Here is a 16415-nt window from a genome sequence, read left to right as displayed (position 1 = left end):
GACGCATTACCGGTCGGATTGCCGACAGATTGCCGGGGTTTCAACTGCCGTTCAACCAGATAACTAGGCGGAAAAGGCAGAGATATCGGCAAGCATCAGCGACTTCAACGGCTATTCTTCAGACGCTGCGACCAACGCGCTCCCGGTTGGTTCTGCGGGTCGCGGCAGCCGTTCTGCGCGAGTGCGGAGGGGGCACGTATGACAACTACTCTACAACTGTCTCGGCCTGCGCGACGTGCACCGCATCGTCGGCAGTCAAGCGCCACCATCTGGCTCCGCAGCGGAATTCCGCTCGCGGCGCTTTGCTTTACGCATGCCGCGCTCGCAGCGGGTCCACTGCCACAAGGCGGCACGTACCTGGCCGGCGCGGGCGCAATAGCAAATGCTGGGAACACCCTGGTGGTGACACAACCGGGCTCAACTCGCGGCGTTATCGAGTGGGACAGCTTTTCGGTCGGTATAAACAACAGTGTGAGCTTCAACAACGGCGCCGGCGCGACCTTGAACCGGGTGACCGGCGGCTCCCCGTCCGCAATTCTGGGAAGGCTCAGCGCAACAGGAAGCCTGTATGTGATCAATCCGCAGGGCATTGTCGTCGGGCCTTCCGGCGTGGTTACCACGGGGGGACGTTTCGTCGCTTCTACGCTGGATATCTGCAACTGCTCCTTCATGACGGGCGGCGACAAACTGACGTTCAAGGGCGACTCGGGCGCGAAGGTGATCAACCTCGGCAAGATCAGTTCGAGCGGCGGCGACATATTTCTGATCGCGCGGAGCGCGGTCGTCAACGCGGGAAAAGTCGCGGCGCCCAATGGCACCGCGGAAATGGCCGTCGGTGAAAACATACTGCTGCAGGACGCCGCCGGCAGCAGGCAGGTATTCGTGCAGACAGGCAGTCGGGGTTCGGTTACAAGCGTCGGCCAGATCGAGGGCGCCCAGGTCAGCCTTCAGGCCGCCGACGGTAACGTGTACGCGCTCGCCGGCGCGGGAACGCGCATGCGCGCGACTGGCACGGGGAAGCGCGGGGGGCAGGTCTGGCTTGTCGCTGACACTGGCCGCGTCGAGCAACGCGGCACGATTACCGCAAACAACGCGGACGGCACCGGAGGAACCGTCGATACGCAAGCGGCTCAGCTTGCATTCGGCAGTCAGGCGGCTGTTCGCGCCGGCCAATGGAACGTCTCGATGCCTGACTTCACGATCGACGCGGTCGCGGCAGGTGCGTTGCGGCGCAGCCTGAACGCGAACACCTCTGTAGATGTTACGACCACAGGCGCAAACGGCGCATCGGGCGATCTCCACATCGCTTCAAACCTGCGCTGGAACAGTGGCGCTTCGCTGACACTCGCGGCATATCGCAACGTCTCGGTGGCCAAACACGCGACTATCGCAAACAACGGCGCGGGCAATCTGATCTTGCGTGCCGACGCATCCGCCATCGACAACGGCGCCAGCGTCACCAGCCTCGGCTTCATCGACTGGTCGAAAAGCACCGGCACCGTCACGGCCCTCTACGACATGAAGGGCACTTACACGCACGGGACGCTGCTCGCCAACCCGCTGTGGACGCCGCCCGCCTATAGCGGTCTCGGGACACAGATCACCGGCTACATGCTCGTCAATTCGCTTGCGGACCTTGAGAACGTGGCAACAGATCTGCCGGGTAATTACGCGCTGGGCAAGAACATCAATGCGAACGGCGCGGTCGTCCGTCCAATTGGCGATATGCAGACGCCGTTTTCAGGACAGTTCGACGGGCGCGGCTATGCCATTACTTCTCTCAGCTGGCCCTTCGGCGGCCCGTATATCGGCCCTGGGTCGACCGGGATGGCAGGCTTGTTCGGGGTGATCGGTACGACCGGCATCGTTCGCAACCTCCGCGTCAACCTATCCTGTTACTGCTATGTGGCTTCCGATAGGGTGCTTTTCGGCGTTCTCGCGGCAGTCAATTATGGTGCGGTGCTTCGAGTCGATACGTCAGGAAGCATCTACGACGTCTATGATCTTGGAATATGGGCGGGGGGCCTTATCGGGCTGAACTACGGAGTGATCCAGCGCTCGTCGAGCAGCACGTCCGTGACCACACAGGGTCTCCCGGCCGGGCTCGTCAGTGTTAACGAACCGGGCGGGTCCATAGAGCAATCGTACGCAACAGGCGATGTAAGAGCGAACGCGCACTCAATCGGCGGCGCAGGCCTTGTCCAGACTAACGACGGACACATCACGCAGTCGTATGCGACCGGAAAAGTAACGTTCTCTCCCGACTACTGCGGCGGCGGAGGTGGATTCCCCTGCTATACGGGCGCGGCAGGCATATCGGTCGGCAACAATGGATCGATATCGCAATCATTCGCCACCGGGCTACTAACGAATGATATTGCGCCTGGGAGGGGTGTGCCTGCGGCAGGCATAGCGGTCGGGAACGCAGGAAGAGTCAGCAACGACGTCTACTGGAACAGGCAGACTACTGGCGCCGCGGTGGGCGGACCGGGAGTGCCGGACACGAACGGTCTCAGCACGGCACAGATGAGCACTGAGTCGTCGTTCGTAGGCTATGACTTCGGACAGAACGGCGTGTGGGCGATGCCCGCCGGTGCAACGCACCCGGTACTGAGTTGGCAGATCGGGCCGTGAAGCGCAGACGCAGCACGCATCTGGCGAGCCGGGCGGAATGCCTGTGCCGCCATGCTTTTCGCGTACCGCAGGGAATCGTTTTCAAGGCCTGGCGGACGTAGCGTGGCAGTATAACTTCGGCCAATGCGGTGCTGCATTTCTATCCGCCCGCAACCCGATGCATTGCCTGAAAGCGGAAACCCCAGCGGTAGTGGCAGGTGCGAGTCGTGCGGTTTTCTCCGGTGCCTTGAACTCGAAAAGGCGCGCGCCTATGCTCTGGGCAAAGAAGCGCTTGCGTCTTCGACGCGTGACTGCAGCGCACAGACGCCACACCTACCGCTGCGGCGACTCATCTCGAGATGGCTCACACCGCCACGCTAATCATGCCGCCGAAAATCTTCCCCAGCCCGATACGGAGGCTATCATGCGTTGTGTCGTCGTTCTTTTCGTCATGCTGATTAACGCTGTATCGGCTGTCGCTGACGATTGGCAAGACCGTCTGAGATCCGACCGACATGTACCAAAAGTGTTCGACGCTCGGGGCAAGTTTGTTGGGCCGCTGGAGGGCTCATCCAGCGGGGATGGCGTCTATCTCGATGTCAACGGCGCGGTCGTGTTTGCAGCGATAACGCGGCAAACGAACGGAGCACAGGCATCCGCGACCCAATGGCAATGGGCAAGTAGCGCCTTCATTCCTTACGCGTCCACCGACTGCAGCGGGCCGCCGCTAATTGCGTACTACTACGCAGTTCAACCGGCGATAGCGGTCAGGCAGGGTGCTGACGTCGAGTTGTATGTGTCGTCGGGCGGATACAGCACTATTGTTCACGCGTCCTCGGCGCGACAGAATCCGACACTGAGTCAGTGCAGCCCGTACTCGTACGACATTCCAGCTTTCATCGTAAATCCAAATGCTTACTCGTTGACTCAACACTATCCGGAGCCATTGACCATCCGTTATTGATAGCCCGCTTGCTACGGGTGGATATGCCCGGAGGCAGGGAAGGGTGTGGAGGCAACGGGTAGTTTGGCAGAGGTCAACGCCGGGGATTCCACCGAGCCGGTAGTTCGCGGTGACGACAACCACACCTTGTTTCGCAAGGGCAGCCCCGTCGAATTCTGCGTTACCCGCCTACCGATAAGAGTTTGACCGCTTGCGGTTCAACAACGCATCGGCACGTGCAACGCACGGGAACGAAGTGCCGTATTTGTTTGGCACGCTGGACTCGGTCACGCCAACTGAGCCGTGGACGAGCAGCGACTATCTGACGTCCACGCAAATGCAGCAATACTGGACCAATCTCGCCAAGAGGGGTGATCCCAACGGATCATCCCTGACTACATGGGCACAGGCTGGAAGTGGTCAACATCTGGAATTCACCGGTGCTGGAGGGCCCCAAGCGGCGAGTAATCTTCAGCCATTGCAATGCAGTGTATTTGAGAACTGGGAAAACGCGAATCTCGCATCTCGGCGACTGATTGACGACCAACGGCTGGCATGAAGGCGGCTTGCATAACACGGATCGACGGGCGCCCCTCGTCCGGGCGTGTGCCGTCATGTGTTTGCGCGCAAGCAATGTGCTTCGCCGAGAGCCGCCCTCGGCAGGTAACCATCTTCAGCGGGCCAGTTGAGATATCGTCACACTGGACGGCGCATTCGCTTCTGCAACGTCTGCTTGAGCCGCCGCCTGTTCCGCACGCTGAAGATCGGCTGGATAGCACGGGCAACTTTGAGACGGGTTGTACCCGGACTTTTCGAGACTGGCCAATTCCTCATGGCGTGCGGCGCGCGTAGTGTGCGAAATGGATTGTGCGAAAGATTCCATTGGAGCTGTCACGGCGATGAGTGCTGCAAGCAACATGATCTGTTTCAAAACGAATCTCCAGTTGGCTGCGCCCTTCAGACGGGCGGCAAGAATGACAGCGAGTATAAGTAGTTACCCTGTACCTTAAAACCCTAGGGCCGTTGCGCTAAGCATCAATCTATGACGGCTGCTCATTTCCGATGACAAGCGGCAATGGAACGTTGCCCAATATGGCAATTCGACCGCCGTATTTGAAAAGGGCACGCTTGTGATCCGCTAGCTGGAAGACTGCAACCTCAACTTGGCGATAAGGCCGGCTGAGCCAGATACGCGGTGCGCCCAACGTGCGCCGAAAATTTTCTTCATTTGCGCCCGTCGTCCACCCATTGCAGATGGTTCTATTCCGCCATGTCGCCTTGCTTTCTCTGGCGTCGGCCAAGGAGCGCCAACGGCCACCTCCGTTGCTGGTGGAGCGGGGCTTGGCCACCATTGCACACACGGGTGACAGCCAAATCAGCATCAATCTATTGCGTCGACCTATTTCCAATGACAGAACGCAAGCTGCGCCGCTTAGACTGGAGCTACTCGTTCTTCGCGACATCGACACTTGGAGACACCGATGCAGAACCTGATGCTGGTGGGAACGGCCGCTAACCGGCCGAACGCCGTGGGCTCAATCTACGCGTTGCAGCCCGGGGGCGATTGGGAGCAGGTTTCCGGCATTCCCGCCGACGCCTCCGTGCAGGCCATCACGCCTGACCCGACGGATCCACAGATTCTCTACGCAGCCGCGCGCAAAGGGGTGTTCCGCAGCCGCGACGGCGGCAGGAACTGGCAACGGCTGAACGTCACCGACGAGAACCCGCAGTTCTGGAGCATCGTATTGCATCCCAAACAGCCGCACACGCTGTTTGCCGGCGCGGGTCCGGTCAGTTTCTATCGCAGCGACGACGGCGGCGATACCTGGCGTCAGCTGAAAGCCGACTACCCTGAGCGCTTCAAGATTTCGTTCGGTTCGTCGCGCGTGATGCGCATTGCGTTCCATCCCACGAATCCCGACACGATGTACGCGGTCGCCGAAATCAATGGGTTTCTGATCAGCGAGGACGGCGGCGAAACCTGGCGCGGCGCGAACGAGGGCCTCGTTGCGCTTTCGCAGCAGCCGCATCTAAGAAGCCGGCTGGAAACCGACGACGAAGCCGAAGGCATGTTCGACGCGCACGCGGTAGCCACCACGCCCGCCGATCCGGACGCCGTATTTTATGTCTGCCGCATGGGTGTGTTCGAGACGCGCGACAAAGGCCAAACGTTCCACGATCTCGACGTCGGCGAATACGCGCCGTTCTCGTACGCGCGCGATATCCGCATCTCTCCCGACAATCCGAAGAAACTGCTGGCGTGTTTCAGCATTTCGTCGCGCAGCGAAGCGGGTGCGCTGTACGCGAGCGACGACATTGGCAAGACCTGGTACCGCGCAGACGCAGCCATTGATCCGCGCAGCACGATGCTCGGCTTCAACGTGCATCTGAGTGATCCGCGTGGTGTGATCACCGTCACGCGCGGCGGCCAGGTGTTCTACACGACCGACGGCTGCAAGACGTGGACGGAAAAACCGCTGCCCGCGGACGCCGGCGACGGCTTCTGTACGGCGATGCTTTGATCGTCGCCCACTGCGAAAGTTATCAGACAACGAAACTAAGAGACAGCGATGGCAGAACGACTTAACGGTGTGATCCGGGCGCTCGAAAGCGGCCGGCGAATTGCATTCACGTCATTCATGCAGGCGGAGATCGAAAACGCGGTGGCATTTGCGCAATCGTCTAACGACGGGGTGGTGTTTGAACTTGAACATAACCCGTGGGACATTCGCGCGCTGCGGGAGTCGATGCAGTTTCTGCTGCTGCGCGAGAAGATCGCGGGGGCTGGTTCCGTTGCGTGTCAGATGACGCCGATCGTGCGCATTCCGCCGAGCGGCAGAGAAATGAACCTGTGGTTCGCCAAGCAGGCGCTCGATCTCGGCGCTTACGGGATCGTGTGGCCTCGCATCAGCACGCCCGAGGAAGCGTACAACGCTGTATCGGCGTGCCGGTATCCGCGTCTGAAAAGTGCACCGCTCTACGAGCCCGCCGGATTGCGCGGCGATGCGCCGATGCCCGCGGCGCGATACTGGGGCGTGTCGCAGCAGGAGTACTACAAGCGCGCCGATGTGTGGCCGCTCGCGCCGCACGGCGAGATCCTTACGATCCTGATGATCGAAGACACGCAGGCGATCGAGAACATCGAGCGCGTCGTCAAGGAAGTACCGGGAATCGGCGTGTTGCTGATCGGTGAAGGAGATCTGACACAGGAGCTCGGCTGTCCGCGCCAGTACGACAACGTGGAACTGCTGCGGATGATGAAGCATGTGCTTGAAGTCGGCAAGGCGCACGACATTCCGGTCGGCCATCCGCACGTGACGAAGGACAACGTTTCGAGCGTGATCGAAGAGGGTTACCGCTTCCTCATGACCTATCCCAAGCGCGATTTCTCCGCGCTGGAAACGGGCCGTGTGCTCGCGGATCGCGCGTAAGAGAGGATACGTAATGAGCAATAGTCTGTCGATCGTTCTTGGGCCTCACGGCCAGGTGCAAGATCTGAAGAGCGGCGCGGTTCCCGTCGAGGGTTTCGATCTCGTGTTCACCGAGGTCAAGCGCATGCCCGATGTCTATCGCGAAATGGCACGCAGCCAGCCGTACGACGTCTGTGAAATGGCGCCGACGTCGTATCTGATGGCGCGCGCTGCCGGCGCGCCGCTGACGGCGTTACCGTTGCCGATGACGCGCCGCTTCCGCCACGGCGGCGTGCAGCGTCTGCGTCATTCGATCGTGCGCAATCCGAAGGATCTGGAAGGCCGCGGCGTGGGCGTGCGCACCTACTCGGTCACGGCCGCCGTTTGGACACGCGGGATTTACGCCGACGAATATGGGCTTGACCCCGATAAGGTCACGTGGCTCACCCAGGAGGAAGAGAACGTCGCCAGCTTCGCGTTGCCGCCGAACGTCAACTGCGTTGGCAAAACCGCCTTGTTTGCGGACCTGCTGCGCGCCGGGCAGCTCGACGCGGTTTTCGCGGGACTCGCGGGCGGCGCCGAAGGCCTCGAAGACGAGCTGGTCGATCTGGTAGATGACGCCCCAAGCGCGGAGCGCTCCTGGTTCGAGCGGACTGGCATCTATCCTCTGCATGGTGTGATCGTGATGAGGAACGAGGTGCTGGCCGCGCATCCGCATTTGCCCGCTGCGTTGTTCGAAGCGTTCGGCGCGGCCAAGCGCAACTATCTGGCGCGCGTGCAATCCGGTGAAGTGGACGGCCCGGAGGACCAACGGTATCGCAAGCTGGCCGCGTTTGTCGGCGATCCGCTACCGTATGGCGTCGCTGAAAACCGGGCGTCGTTCGCAGCGCTGGTCCGCTATGCGCATCGCCAACGGTTGATCGACAGTTTGCCGTCGCTCGACGAAGTTGTGCTCGATCCGCAGCGTGCATCGCAGCACCACGTACAGAAGGTGCTGGCATGAGCGACGTTGCAACGCAAACGCAGGAGATAGGGATGATTACGCTCAGTGCGATGATGGGCACCTACCCGAAGACGGCGGCGCTCAAGCAGAACGCGATCGATTCGCCGCTCCTCAGATTGAACTTTGCGGCGGTGGACACCGCGCAGACGGCATTCAAGAACGTCGTGCGGGGATTTGAATTCGACGTTGCTGAACTGGCGATCATGACTTTTCTGCAGGCATTGGACGCGGGCCAGCCTTACCGGATGTTGCCGTTTGTGATGAACGGCAACTTCCACCACAAGAGCATTCTATGCCGCGCGGACGACACGCTTACGCCACGTGAGCTCGTGGGAAAAACCGTTGCGATGCGCGCCTATACACAGACCACGCCCGCATGGGTGCGCGGTATTCTCGCCGACGAATACGGCGTCGACTTGCGCGCGGTGAAGTGGGTAAGTCAGGAAGGCGCGCACGTCGCAGGTTATGTAGAGCCGGAGTGGGTTAAGCAGTTGGCCGAAAAGGGTGATCTCGAAGCGATGCTGCTGGCGGGCGAGGCGGACGCGATCATTTCTGGCGGCAAGCCGTCGGGTAATCCGGGCGTGCGTCAGTTGATTCCGGATGCGAAAACGGCCGCGCTCGACTGGCACGGGCGCACGCATGCGGTGCCGATCAATCACATCGTTGTGGTCCGTGAATCGATTGCAAATCGGCATAACGGCGTGGTGCCCGAGCTGTACCGCATGATGATCGAGAGCCGTCGGGCGAGCGGAGAAAGCGCTGCCGGTTCCGGGCCGGATCTCCAGCCGGTTGGTTTTGATGCGTTGCGGCCGGCGCTCGAGATCGCGATCCGATATGCGTATGACCAGAAGCTGATATCACGCCAGTTCAGCATTGACGAACTATATGGCGACGTGGCACTTCAACTCACCGTTTGAGCCAGTCTCGCGCAGGAAAATGAGGAGACGTTGTGGTTTCACCCATCAGAGGAATGACACACGTGCGCCTTAGCGCACCGGATCTCGGGCGCATGCAGGCGTTTCTCGAAGACTTCGGCATGGCGCTTGCATACCGCGACGCGAAGCGTCTTTACATGCGTGGCGTGGGCGACACGCCGTTCTTGCACGTCACCGAACTCGGCTATCCCGGCGTGGTCAGTTTTGGCTACGAACTGCGCGATCCGTCACTGCTCGACAGTGTTGCAAGGCTGTCCGGCGCACAAGGCGTCGAGACGCTCGACGCGCCTGGCGGTGGTCAGCGGGTGCGCGTGATCGACCCCAACGGCTTAACCCTGGAACTTATTGCCGGACAGAAGCGCGTCGAGAGACTCGAACCACGCGTCGTGGTGCGTGGCGCCGACGGCGAGAGCCGTGTGCTGGGGGCGGCGCGCGTGGTACGCATCGCGCATACCGCGTATGCGACGCCGAACCTACCGGGCACGATCGACTGGTATCAAAACGCTTTCGGTCTGTTGCCTACCGACGAGCTGTTCGTGGGTTCGCGCGACAACGCGATTGGCCGCTTCTGCCGTGTGGATCTTGGCGACGAGCTGGTCGATCATCACGTGATCTTCCTGCTGCGCGGCGCGCGTGCGGGAATGCACCACGTGTCGTATCAGGTCGAAGGCGTCGACGACATTTTTTTCGGCTTCGATCATATGACGCGGCAGTCGCACGATCATGTGCGCGGCATTGGCCGGCATGCGCTCGGCAGTCAGATCTTCAATTACTGGATGAGCCCATTCGAGCAGATGCACGAGCACTGGATCTCGCACGAAAAGATGGATGCGCAAAGCCGCTTCAATCACATCCAGATCGGCGAAGGCATGAGTTACGACACCGGCGAAAAGCCGCCGGAACGCTTCGTGAAGCAGGCGACGCAGATTATCGCGTGGCCGGACTGAGCGCACTCAACACACAGGAATCTACCCGATGATAATCGACTGTCATGGGCACTTCACCACAGTGCCTAAGACCTTGCACGCCTGGCGCGAGCGTCAACTGGCATCCGAACGCGGCCACTACGGCGGGCCGCTTTCGATCAGCGACGACGAATTGCGTGACGCCATTGAGAACGGTCAACTGAAGATGCAGCGCGAACGCGGCCTCGACCTCACATTGTTTTCGCCGATCGCGGGACAGATGGGCCATCACCTTGGCACGCTGGACAAGAGCATTGAATGGTCGCGGCTCTGCAACGACCTGATCGCGCGCGTGGTCGCGCTGTATCCGCGCAATTTCGCTGGCGTGTGTCAGTTACCGCAAGCGCCCGGGCAAAGTCTCGATGCATCGGTGCGGGAACTGGAGCGCTGCGTGAGGGAGCTGGGCTTCGTAGGCTGCAACTTGAATCCCGACCCGTCGGGCGGTTACTGGCAGACGCCGGCGCTGACCGACCGCATCTACTACCCGCTGTACGAAAAAATGGTCGAGTTGGACGTGCCCGCGATGATTCATGTAAGCGGCTCCTGCAACGCGTGCATCCATCACACGGGCGCGCACTACCTGAACGGCGACACCACCGCGTTCATGCAACTCGTGCAGAACCCCCAAGTGTTCAAGGATTTCCCGACACTACGCTTTGTGATCCCGCACGGTGGAGGCGCAGTCCCGTATCACTGGGGACGCTATCGCGGCCTGTCGCAGGATCTCGGTCATGGTGAACTCGACGACGGTCTGATGAAGAACGTGTATTTCGACACCTGCGTGTATCACCAGCCAGGCATCGACCTGCTGACCCACGTCGTGCCGCACAGGAACATTCTGTTCGGCTCGGAGATGATCGGCGCAGTGAAGGGGATCGACCCGCGTGCCGGCCATCATTACGACGATACACGCCGCTACGTGAGCGCGACGCCCAACCTGGACGACACGACACGTGCCGATGTATTCCACCGCAATACCCTCGACGTCTATCCGGCGCTGCGCGCGCGGATCGGATGAATTCAAGCAAAGGAACGTGATCATGAACCTGGGACTCGACAGCAAGAACGCGCTGGTTTGCGCATCGTCGCGTGGACTAGGCCTAGCCTGCGCTACTGCGCTCGCCCGCGAGGGCTGCAACGTCACGATCAACGGCCGCAATAAGGAAGCACTGGACGACGCCGCCGCGCGGATCCAAGCGGTGACGGGGCGGCGCGCTGTCATCGTATGCGCCGACCTGAACAGCGAAGCGGGCCGCGCCGCGCTGACCGAGGCTTGCCCGTCTCCTGACATTCTGGTGAACAACAACGCGGGTCCGGAGCCGGGGAAGATCGCCGACTGGTCACGCGAGGACTGGCTCGCCGCGATCGAGGCAAACATGCTCGCGCCAATTTTTCTCATCAAGTACTACGTGCCAGGCATGCGTGAGCGGCGCTTTGGCCGCATCGTCAACATCACGTCCGCAATGGTGAAATCGCCGAGCGCGACGATGGGTCTCTCTGCGGCGGTGCGTGCGGCGGTAACGGCACTTAGCAAGTCGGTGCAGCGTGACGCGGTGGTGGACAACGTGACTATCAACAACCTGCTGCCCGAACGGTTCGACACGGACCGGCAGAAATACATGGCCGAGCGCATGTCGGAAAAAGACGGCATCAGCGTCGCGGAGGCGAAGCAACGCATCGCCGCGACAATAGCCGCAAAGCGCCTCGGCGATCCGCAGGAGTTCGGCGACGCATGCGCGTTCCTGTGCAGCGCACAGGCTGGCTTCATCTCGGGACAGAACCTGCAACTCGATGGCGGCTCGTACGCGGGCCTGGTGTGAGTTGCGCCCAGAACATGACTGGAGGAAAGAAAGTGAAATACGCAAGCTTTTCGATTGACGGGAAGACGAGCTACGGCATTGTCGTGAAGGATGGCGTTGTGGATCTGGGCCGCCGTTTCGGCTACCGCTACGCGGACCTGCAGGCCCTGGTGAAGGCGGATTTCCCCGCCGACGTGGCCGCATGCGCGAACAAGACCGCCGACCACGCGCTCGAAGCGATTACATTCCTTCCGCCGATCACGCGCCCAATGCACATCTGGTGCCTCGCGCTAAACTACGCCGAGCATCACAACGAAGTGCAGAGCGCCGGGCGTGCACAGGAACTGCCGAAGCAGCCGGCGCTGTTTTCGCGCGCGGCCGATTCACTGACCGGCCATGGCCAGCCGCTGCTTCATCCGGGTGTATCCGAGCAGTTCGACTTCGAAGGCGAGCTGGTGGTGGTGATTGGCAAACCGGGCTATCGCGTGAAAGCGGAAAACGCGTTGGACCACGTAGCCGCCTACACGATCATGAACGAAGGAAGCGTGCGCGACTGGCAATTCCACACGCGGCAGATAACGCCGGGGAAGAATTTCTATCGCAGCGGCGCGATTGGTCCGTGGCTCGTACCCGCTCGCGAGATCGAGGACGTGAACGCGCTGCGTATCGTCACGACGCTCAACGGTCGGACTATGCAGGACGGGTCGGTAAGCGCGATGTTGCACAAGATTCCGCGATTTATTGAGTACGTATCGACGATTGCGCCGCTTATGCCCGGCGATATTCTCGCGACTGGCACGCCCAGCGGCGTCGGTTTCTCGCGTCAGCCACCGGTGTTCATGAAGCCTGGCGACACTTGCGAAGTCACCATTGATCGGATTGGCACGTTGTCCAACCAGGTTGCTGGGGAATAGTTCCAGCGGCCGCCCTGTTTTGAAGGTCGAAATGGGAAAGATCGAGCCGGACGCTTGCGAGAGCGCCACATCGTCGCGCGAGCTGCCGAGCATGTGGCAGTTGCGTGTCTTTGAGGCGGTCGCGCGTCACGAGAATGTGACGCAGGCGTCACAGGAGCTGTTGCGCTCCCAACCCACCACGACGTCGTCGATCGCGGCGTTCGAGGCAGCGCTCGACGTCACGCTGTTCGAACGCTCGACCACCGGCATGTGGCTCACGCCGGTCGGCGTCGCCGCGCAGGTGCGCGTACGCCGTATCTTACAAAGCGCCGAGGAAGCGATGTCCGCGCTTGGCAGCACACGTAAGGCTTCAGCGCTGGCGCTCGCGAGCGGCATCACGCGAACACAGATGCGCTGCCTGATCGCAATAGAGGAGAGCGGCTCCTTTCGGGCTGCGGCGAGACGGCTGGGTATCACGGAGGCGTCGCTGCAACGCGCGGCGCGCACGCTGGAGCAGAATCTGGGCGTTACCCTTTACCGGCATACGCCGTCGGGCGTAGCGACGAACGAGACGGGCGGGCCACTGGCTCGGCGTCTGCAGCAGGTGTCAAATCAGATCGCGGCGCTGGTCGAGGCGGTAGGCGCGTTCGAGTATCCGAAGGAGCGCTCGGTGACTGTCGGAGTGCTACTGCTCGATCCGACAATTCTGATCCTCAACGCGATCCGCGCGCTCTCACAACAGTTTCCTGACACTCGCGTAACGGTTTTGAGCGGCACGTACGAGACGTTAATCAACAAACTGTCACGCGGCGACATTGACTTCATGATCGGCCTGCTGAAACAGCCAGGACGTGCGTTTGACCTTGTCGAGGAACCGCTGTATCGCGAGCGCTACTTCGTGGTGGCAAGCCGCGACCATCCGCTCACCCGCGAGGGCGCGCTCTCTATGGAAGCGCTGCGCGGCTATCCGTGGGTGCTGCCGCCGAAAGGATCACCGCGCCGCGAAGCCTACGAAAATCTCTTTTCCGAAGGCACGCCGCCGCCGGCGCGCATTGAAACCTATTCGCTCTCAACTATACGCATCACTTTGACCGATATGAATATGCTCACGGTATTGAGCTGGACCGAGATTCTAAGCGAGCGGCGTTTCGGGCTCGTCGCGCCGCTGTGCGTCGACGTGCCGTGGAAAGGCCCGATGTTCGGCATTACGATGCGGCGGGACTGGACGCCGAACGACGTGCAAGCCGAGTTCCTGCTTAACCTAAGAAAGAACGCGGCGGCCATCGGGGGAAATTCGCTGGAAGACTGAAGCGGTGCCTACCGTCAGATTACCGCACACGCGTCGACGTATTAGTAAGCTATCCGTATTAAAATAAATGGAGACGAATCATGCTTGCAGCACACGGCGGGCATAGCCCGTTTCAGGATCAGACGACGTTATCCGGCAACCAGAAGACGTTGATCGCGCTGGTGGGCATAGGCAGCATGCTCGAGTTCTGGGACGCGTACCTGATTGGATTCATCATGGCGTTCCTGATCAAACCGTGGGGCCTGACCTACGGAATCATGGGCGCAGTGCTGCTGGCTTCGGGTGCCGGGGCGATCGTCGGGGCGGGTGCGTGGGGAGCGCTGGCCGACCGTTTCGGCAGAAAGCCGGTGTTCGTCGTGTCGCTACTGATGTTGGGTGCGTCGAGCGTCGCGCTGGCGTTTACACCGGAACGCGGCTGGCTCTACATGGCGGTGATGCGCGTGCTGATCGGCTTCTGTTCTGCGGGCTATTTTATCCAGATCGCGCTTGTGCAGGAGTTAACTCCGCCGAAACGGCGCGGCATGCTGACTGGCGTCGTCTCCGCGATCACCACCGGCGGTCTGCTACTCGGCGCGTTGAGCGGCGCGTGGCTGATCCCGACAATCGGCTGGCGCTGGACCTTTATGCTCGGCGCGGCGCCAGCAGCAATCGCGTTGATCGGCGCGCGCCGGGTGCCCGAATCGCCGCGCTGGCTCAGCCTGCACGGCCGTCAGGACGACGCGCGCAAGGCGGTGGCTTGGGCACGGGGCGACGCATCGATGGAACCCGATCGCCCCGCGCCGCAGCCTGTGGCGGCGCGTAGCTGGTTCGACATTTTTCAATGCCCACGCAATGTGCTGACCACGGGCCTTGTCAACGTAGGACTGATCTCCGGCTACTACGGGATCGTGCTCTGGGCGCCAACCTTGATGTCGCAGATTCAGTCGCTTGCGCCCGTCAGTGCGTCGAAGATGATGATCGGTTTCAGTCTACTCGGCGTCATTTCGCGGCTCGTCGCCGCCCTGCTGGCAGATCGCATCGGGCGTCGCAAGACGGGGGGCTTTTACGCGCTTTCGGCCGCACTGGCGCTGGTGTTGGCAGGCTACATCGGTCACGGCGATCTGTTCGAGGCGTCGCTGTTCTGGCTGCCGCTGCTCATCGCGTTCATTTTCGCGGACGGCAGTCTGTCCGTGTGCGCCGCATATTCGACTGAAGTGTGGCCGTCACAGCTGCGCGGCTCGGGCGCCGGTTTCGCGGGGCTCGCCGGTTCGGTGGGGAAGATCCTCGGACCATTGGGACTTGCGATGACAGCCGGATCGGGCAACGTCGTGATGCCGTCGGCCACCGTTTCGGTAATTGTGCCGGCGTTCGAGTTCCTCGCCGCGTGCCTTGCAGTATGTGGGATCACCTATCTCACGATCGGCATCGAAGCGCGCGGCAAACCCCTCGAATCGTTCGACCAGTTCGACGATGGCGCCGCGCCTGCGCTCGACCCGGCCCGCCAGCGGCAAAACGGCTGAGTCCCTGAAATCCTGCACGACGAACACATAGCGCGCACAGCAAAAATATATGGCGAAGGCACTTTTTCGATTGGGACCGCAAATCGCGGTCCTCTAGACTGGCCACAGGCCTCATATTAAGCAACTCGCCACGTTCGACACTTCAACACAGAAATTTCTACACATGCAGATCGTAGACGCTCAGATTCACGCGTGGTCGGACGGCGATTCGACCGGCCATCATCGGCGCACGCCGATTACCGCGGATGTGCTTGACGCCGAAATGAAGCAGGCGGGCGTTGACCGTGTCGTGCTGGTACCGCCGCTATGGGACCCAAACCGCAACGCCTATTCGCTCTCGCTCGCGCAGGCGCAGCCGAAAAGATTCGCGGTGATGGGCCTGCTTGACATCGCCCCGGAAATGGCCGCGCAGCGGATTGGCGAATGGCGTGCGCAGCCCGGCATGCGCGGCATCCGTTTCCTGTTCAACACAAAGGAGCGGCTTGCTCCGTTGCTGGAGGGCCGCTACGACGCGGTGTGGCCGATCGCTGAGGAAACCGGCCTACCGACCGCGCTGCTCGTACCGAACGCACTCGGTGAGGCCGCCGCCATTGCAGAACGCCATCCGCGCCTGCCGCTGATCATCGATCATCTTGGCGTGCCGCGCGGCGCGTCCGGTCCGGGCGCGTTCGAACATCTGCCGCGATTGCTGACCCTCGCGCGTTATCCGAACGTCAGTGTGAAGGCGGTGGGCGTCGGTGATTACGCGCTCGACCCGTTTCCCTTCCAGTCGCTGTCCGAAACACTGCGGCGCGTAGTAGACGCGTTCGGCCCCGACCGTGTGATCTGGGGAAGCGATCTGTCCCGCCTGCATCATCCGTACTCGCAGTGCGTCACTCATTTCAGCGAGAATCTGTCGTGGCTCGGCCCGGCCGAATGTGAACGAATCATGGGGGGTAACCTGTTACGGCTTCTGGAGTGGGAGCTATGAAACGATGACTCGCGTAGCGGCGGTACACCTACACAATTAGCAAAGCCAAAACATATTGGTCATTTTCTGGAGACGA

15 protein-coding genes are annotated in these 16415 nt (G+C 61.2%); 14 read left to right on the top strand and 1 reads right to left on the bottom strand.

Going from position 1 to position 16415, the window contains the following annotated elements; all coding sequences use genetic code 11:
• Positions 1 to 198: 198 nt before the first annotated feature.
• The 3 genes from F757_RS0118320 (at position 199) to F757_RS37065 (ending at position 4115) form a co-directional block, all read left to right on the top strand.
• Positions 199 to 2634: a two-partner secretion domain-containing protein gene (locus F757_RS0118320; RefSeq protein WP_027212650.1), complete on the top strand. Its 2436-nt coding sequence runs from the start codon at positions 199 to 201 to the stop codon at positions 2632 to 2634.
• 250 nt (positions 2635 to 2884) lie between these two features.
• Positions 2885 to 3577: a hypothetical protein gene (locus tag F757_RS35855; protein WP_156923670.1), complete on the top strand. Its 693-nt coding sequence runs from the start codon at positions 2885 to 2887 to the stop codon at positions 3575 to 3577.
• A 190-nt stretch (positions 3578 to 3767) separates the two neighbouring features.
• Entirely contained in the window at positions 3768 to 4115 is a 348-nt protein-coding gene (locus F757_RS37065) for a carboxylesterase family protein (RefSeq protein WP_156923668.1), read from the top strand.
• Between the two features lie 114 nt (positions 4116 to 4229).
• Here the strand turns inward: F757_RS37065 and F757_RS35285 are convergent, their stop codons facing one another.
• Positions 4230 to 4487 carry a DUF4148 domain-containing protein gene (locus tag F757_RS35285; protein ID WP_084530953.1) on the bottom strand — a complete coding sequence of 86 codons (258 nt, stop codon included), beginning with the start codon at positions 4485 to 4487 and terminating at the stop codon, positions 4230 to 4232.
• Positions 4488 to 5037: 550 nt separating this feature from the next.
• Between F757_RS35285 and F757_RS0118310 the strand changes: the two genes are divergently transcribed.
• From F757_RS0118310 to F757_RS34715, 11 genes are all read left to right on the top strand, one after another.
• Positions 5038 to 6078 (top strand): WD40/YVTN/BNR-like repeat-containing protein, encoded by a 1041-nt coding sequence (locus tag F757_RS0118310; protein ID WP_027212649.1) that lies wholly within the window; start codon positions 5038 to 5040, stop codon positions 6076 to 6078.
• A 48-nt stretch (positions 6079 to 6126) separates the two neighbouring features.
• On the top strand, positions 6127 to 6987 hold the full coding sequence (locus F757_RS0118305; RefSeq protein ID WP_027212648.1) for an HpcH/HpaI aldolase family protein: 861 nt from the start codon (positions 6127 to 6129) through the stop codon (positions 6985 to 6987).
• 13 nt (positions 6988 to 7000) lie between these two features.
• Positions 7001 to 7969 (top strand): ABC transporter substrate-binding protein, encoded by a 969-nt coding sequence (locus F757_RS33820; RefSeq protein WP_051376816.1) that lies wholly within the window; start codon positions 7001 to 7003, stop codon positions 7967 to 7969.
• Positions 7966 to 8886 (top strand): hypothetical protein, encoded by a 921-nt coding sequence (locus tag F757_RS0118295; protein ID WP_051376815.1) that lies wholly within the window; start codon positions 7966 to 7968, stop codon positions 8884 to 8886. Before F757_RS33820 ends, F757_RS0118295 begins: the two co-directional genes overlap by 4 nt.
• 62 nt (positions 8887 to 8948) lie before the next feature.
• Entirely contained in the window at positions 8949 to 9851 is a 903-nt protein-coding gene (locus F757_RS0118290) for a VOC family protein (RefSeq protein ID WP_198021415.1), read from the top strand.
• Positions 9852 to 9879: 28 nt separating this feature from the next.
• Positions 9880 to 10887, top strand: coding sequence for an amidohydrolase family protein (locus tag F757_RS0118285; protein ID WP_027212645.1), 1008 nt, complete (start codon positions 9880 to 9882; stop codon positions 10885 to 10887).
• Between the two features lie 22 nt (positions 10888 to 10909).
• Positions 10910 to 11689: an SDR family oxidoreductase gene (locus F757_RS0118280; protein WP_027212644.1), complete on the top strand. Its 780-nt coding sequence runs from the start codon at positions 10910 to 10912 to the stop codon at positions 11687 to 11689.
• 32 nt (positions 11690 to 11721) lie between these two features.
• Complete coding sequence (locus F757_RS0118275; RefSeq protein WP_027212643.1) at positions 11722 to 12582, top strand: fumarylacetoacetate hydrolase family protein; 861 nt, start codon at positions 11722 to 11724, stop codon at positions 12580 to 12582.
• A 31-nt stretch (positions 12583 to 12613) separates the two neighbouring features.
• Complete coding sequence (locus tag F757_RS0118270; RefSeq protein WP_027212642.1) at positions 12614 to 13870, top strand: LysR family transcriptional regulator; 1257 nt, start codon at positions 12614 to 12616, stop codon at positions 13868 to 13870.
• An 80-nt stretch (positions 13871 to 13950) separates the two neighbouring features.
• Positions 13951 to 15369: an MFS transporter gene (locus tag F757_RS33815; protein ID WP_051376814.1), complete on the top strand. Its 1419-nt coding sequence runs from the start codon at positions 13951 to 13953 to the stop codon at positions 15367 to 15369.
• A gap of 163 nt (positions 15370 to 15532) precedes the next feature.
• A complete protein-coding gene (locus F757_RS34715; RefSeq protein ID WP_027212641.1) occupies positions 15533 to 16339 on the top strand; it encodes an amidohydrolase family protein in 807 nt (268 codons plus the stop codon).
• Positions 16340 to 16415 lie beyond the last annotated feature (76 nt).

This window comes from Burkholderia sp. WSM2232, from assembly GCF_000472545.1.
In the GTDB taxonomy this organism is placed as follows: Bacteria; Pseudomonadota; Gammaproteobacteria; order Burkholderiales; family Burkholderiaceae; genus Paraburkholderia.
This window is presented reverse-complemented; position numbering and strand designations above follow the sequence as displayed.

Excerpts from the sequence above, each read along its gene's own strand:
- F757_RS0118320 (WP_027212650.1), top strand. The coding sequence starts at position 199 with ATGACAACTACTCTACAACTGTCTCGGCCTGCGCGACGTGCACCGCAT.
- F757_RS35855 (WP_156923670.1), top strand. The coding sequence starts at position 2,885 with ATGCTCTGGGCAAAGAAGCGCTTGCGTCTTCGACGCGTGACTGCAGCG.
- F757_RS0118310 (WP_027212649.1), top strand. The coding sequence starts at position 5,038 with ATGCAGAACCTGATGCTGGTGGGAACGGCCGCTAACCGGCCGAACGCC.
- F757_RS0118305 (WP_027212648.1), top strand. The coding sequence starts at position 6,127 with ATGGCAGAACGACTTAACGGTGTGATCCGGGCGCTCGAAAGCGGCCGG.
- F757_RS33820 (WP_051376816.1), top strand. The coding sequence starts at position 7,001 with ATGAGCAATAGTCTGTCGATCGTTCTTGGGCCTCACGGCCAGGTGCAA.
- F757_RS0118295 (WP_051376815.1), top strand. The coding sequence starts at position 7,966 with ATGAGCGACGTTGCAACGCAAACGCAGGAGATAGGGATGATTACGCTC.
- F757_RS0118285 (WP_027212645.1), top strand. The coding sequence starts at position 9,880 with ATGATAATCGACTGTCATGGGCACTTCACCACAGTGCCTAAGACCTTG.
- F757_RS0118280 (WP_027212644.1), top strand. The coding sequence starts at position 10,910 with ATGAACCTGGGACTCGACAGCAAGAACGCGCTGGTTTGCGCATCGTCG.
- F757_RS0118270 (WP_027212642.1), top strand. The coding sequence starts at position 12,614 with ATGGGAAAGATCGAGCCGGACGCTTGCGAGAGCGCCACATCGTCGCGC.
- F757_RS33815 (WP_051376814.1), top strand. The coding sequence starts at position 13,951 with ATGCTTGCAGCACACGGCGGGCATAGCCCGTTTCAGGATCAGACGACG.
- F757_RS34715 (WP_027212641.1), top strand. The coding sequence starts at position 15,533 with ATGCAGATCGTAGACGCTCAGATTCACGCGTGGTCGGACGGCGATTCG.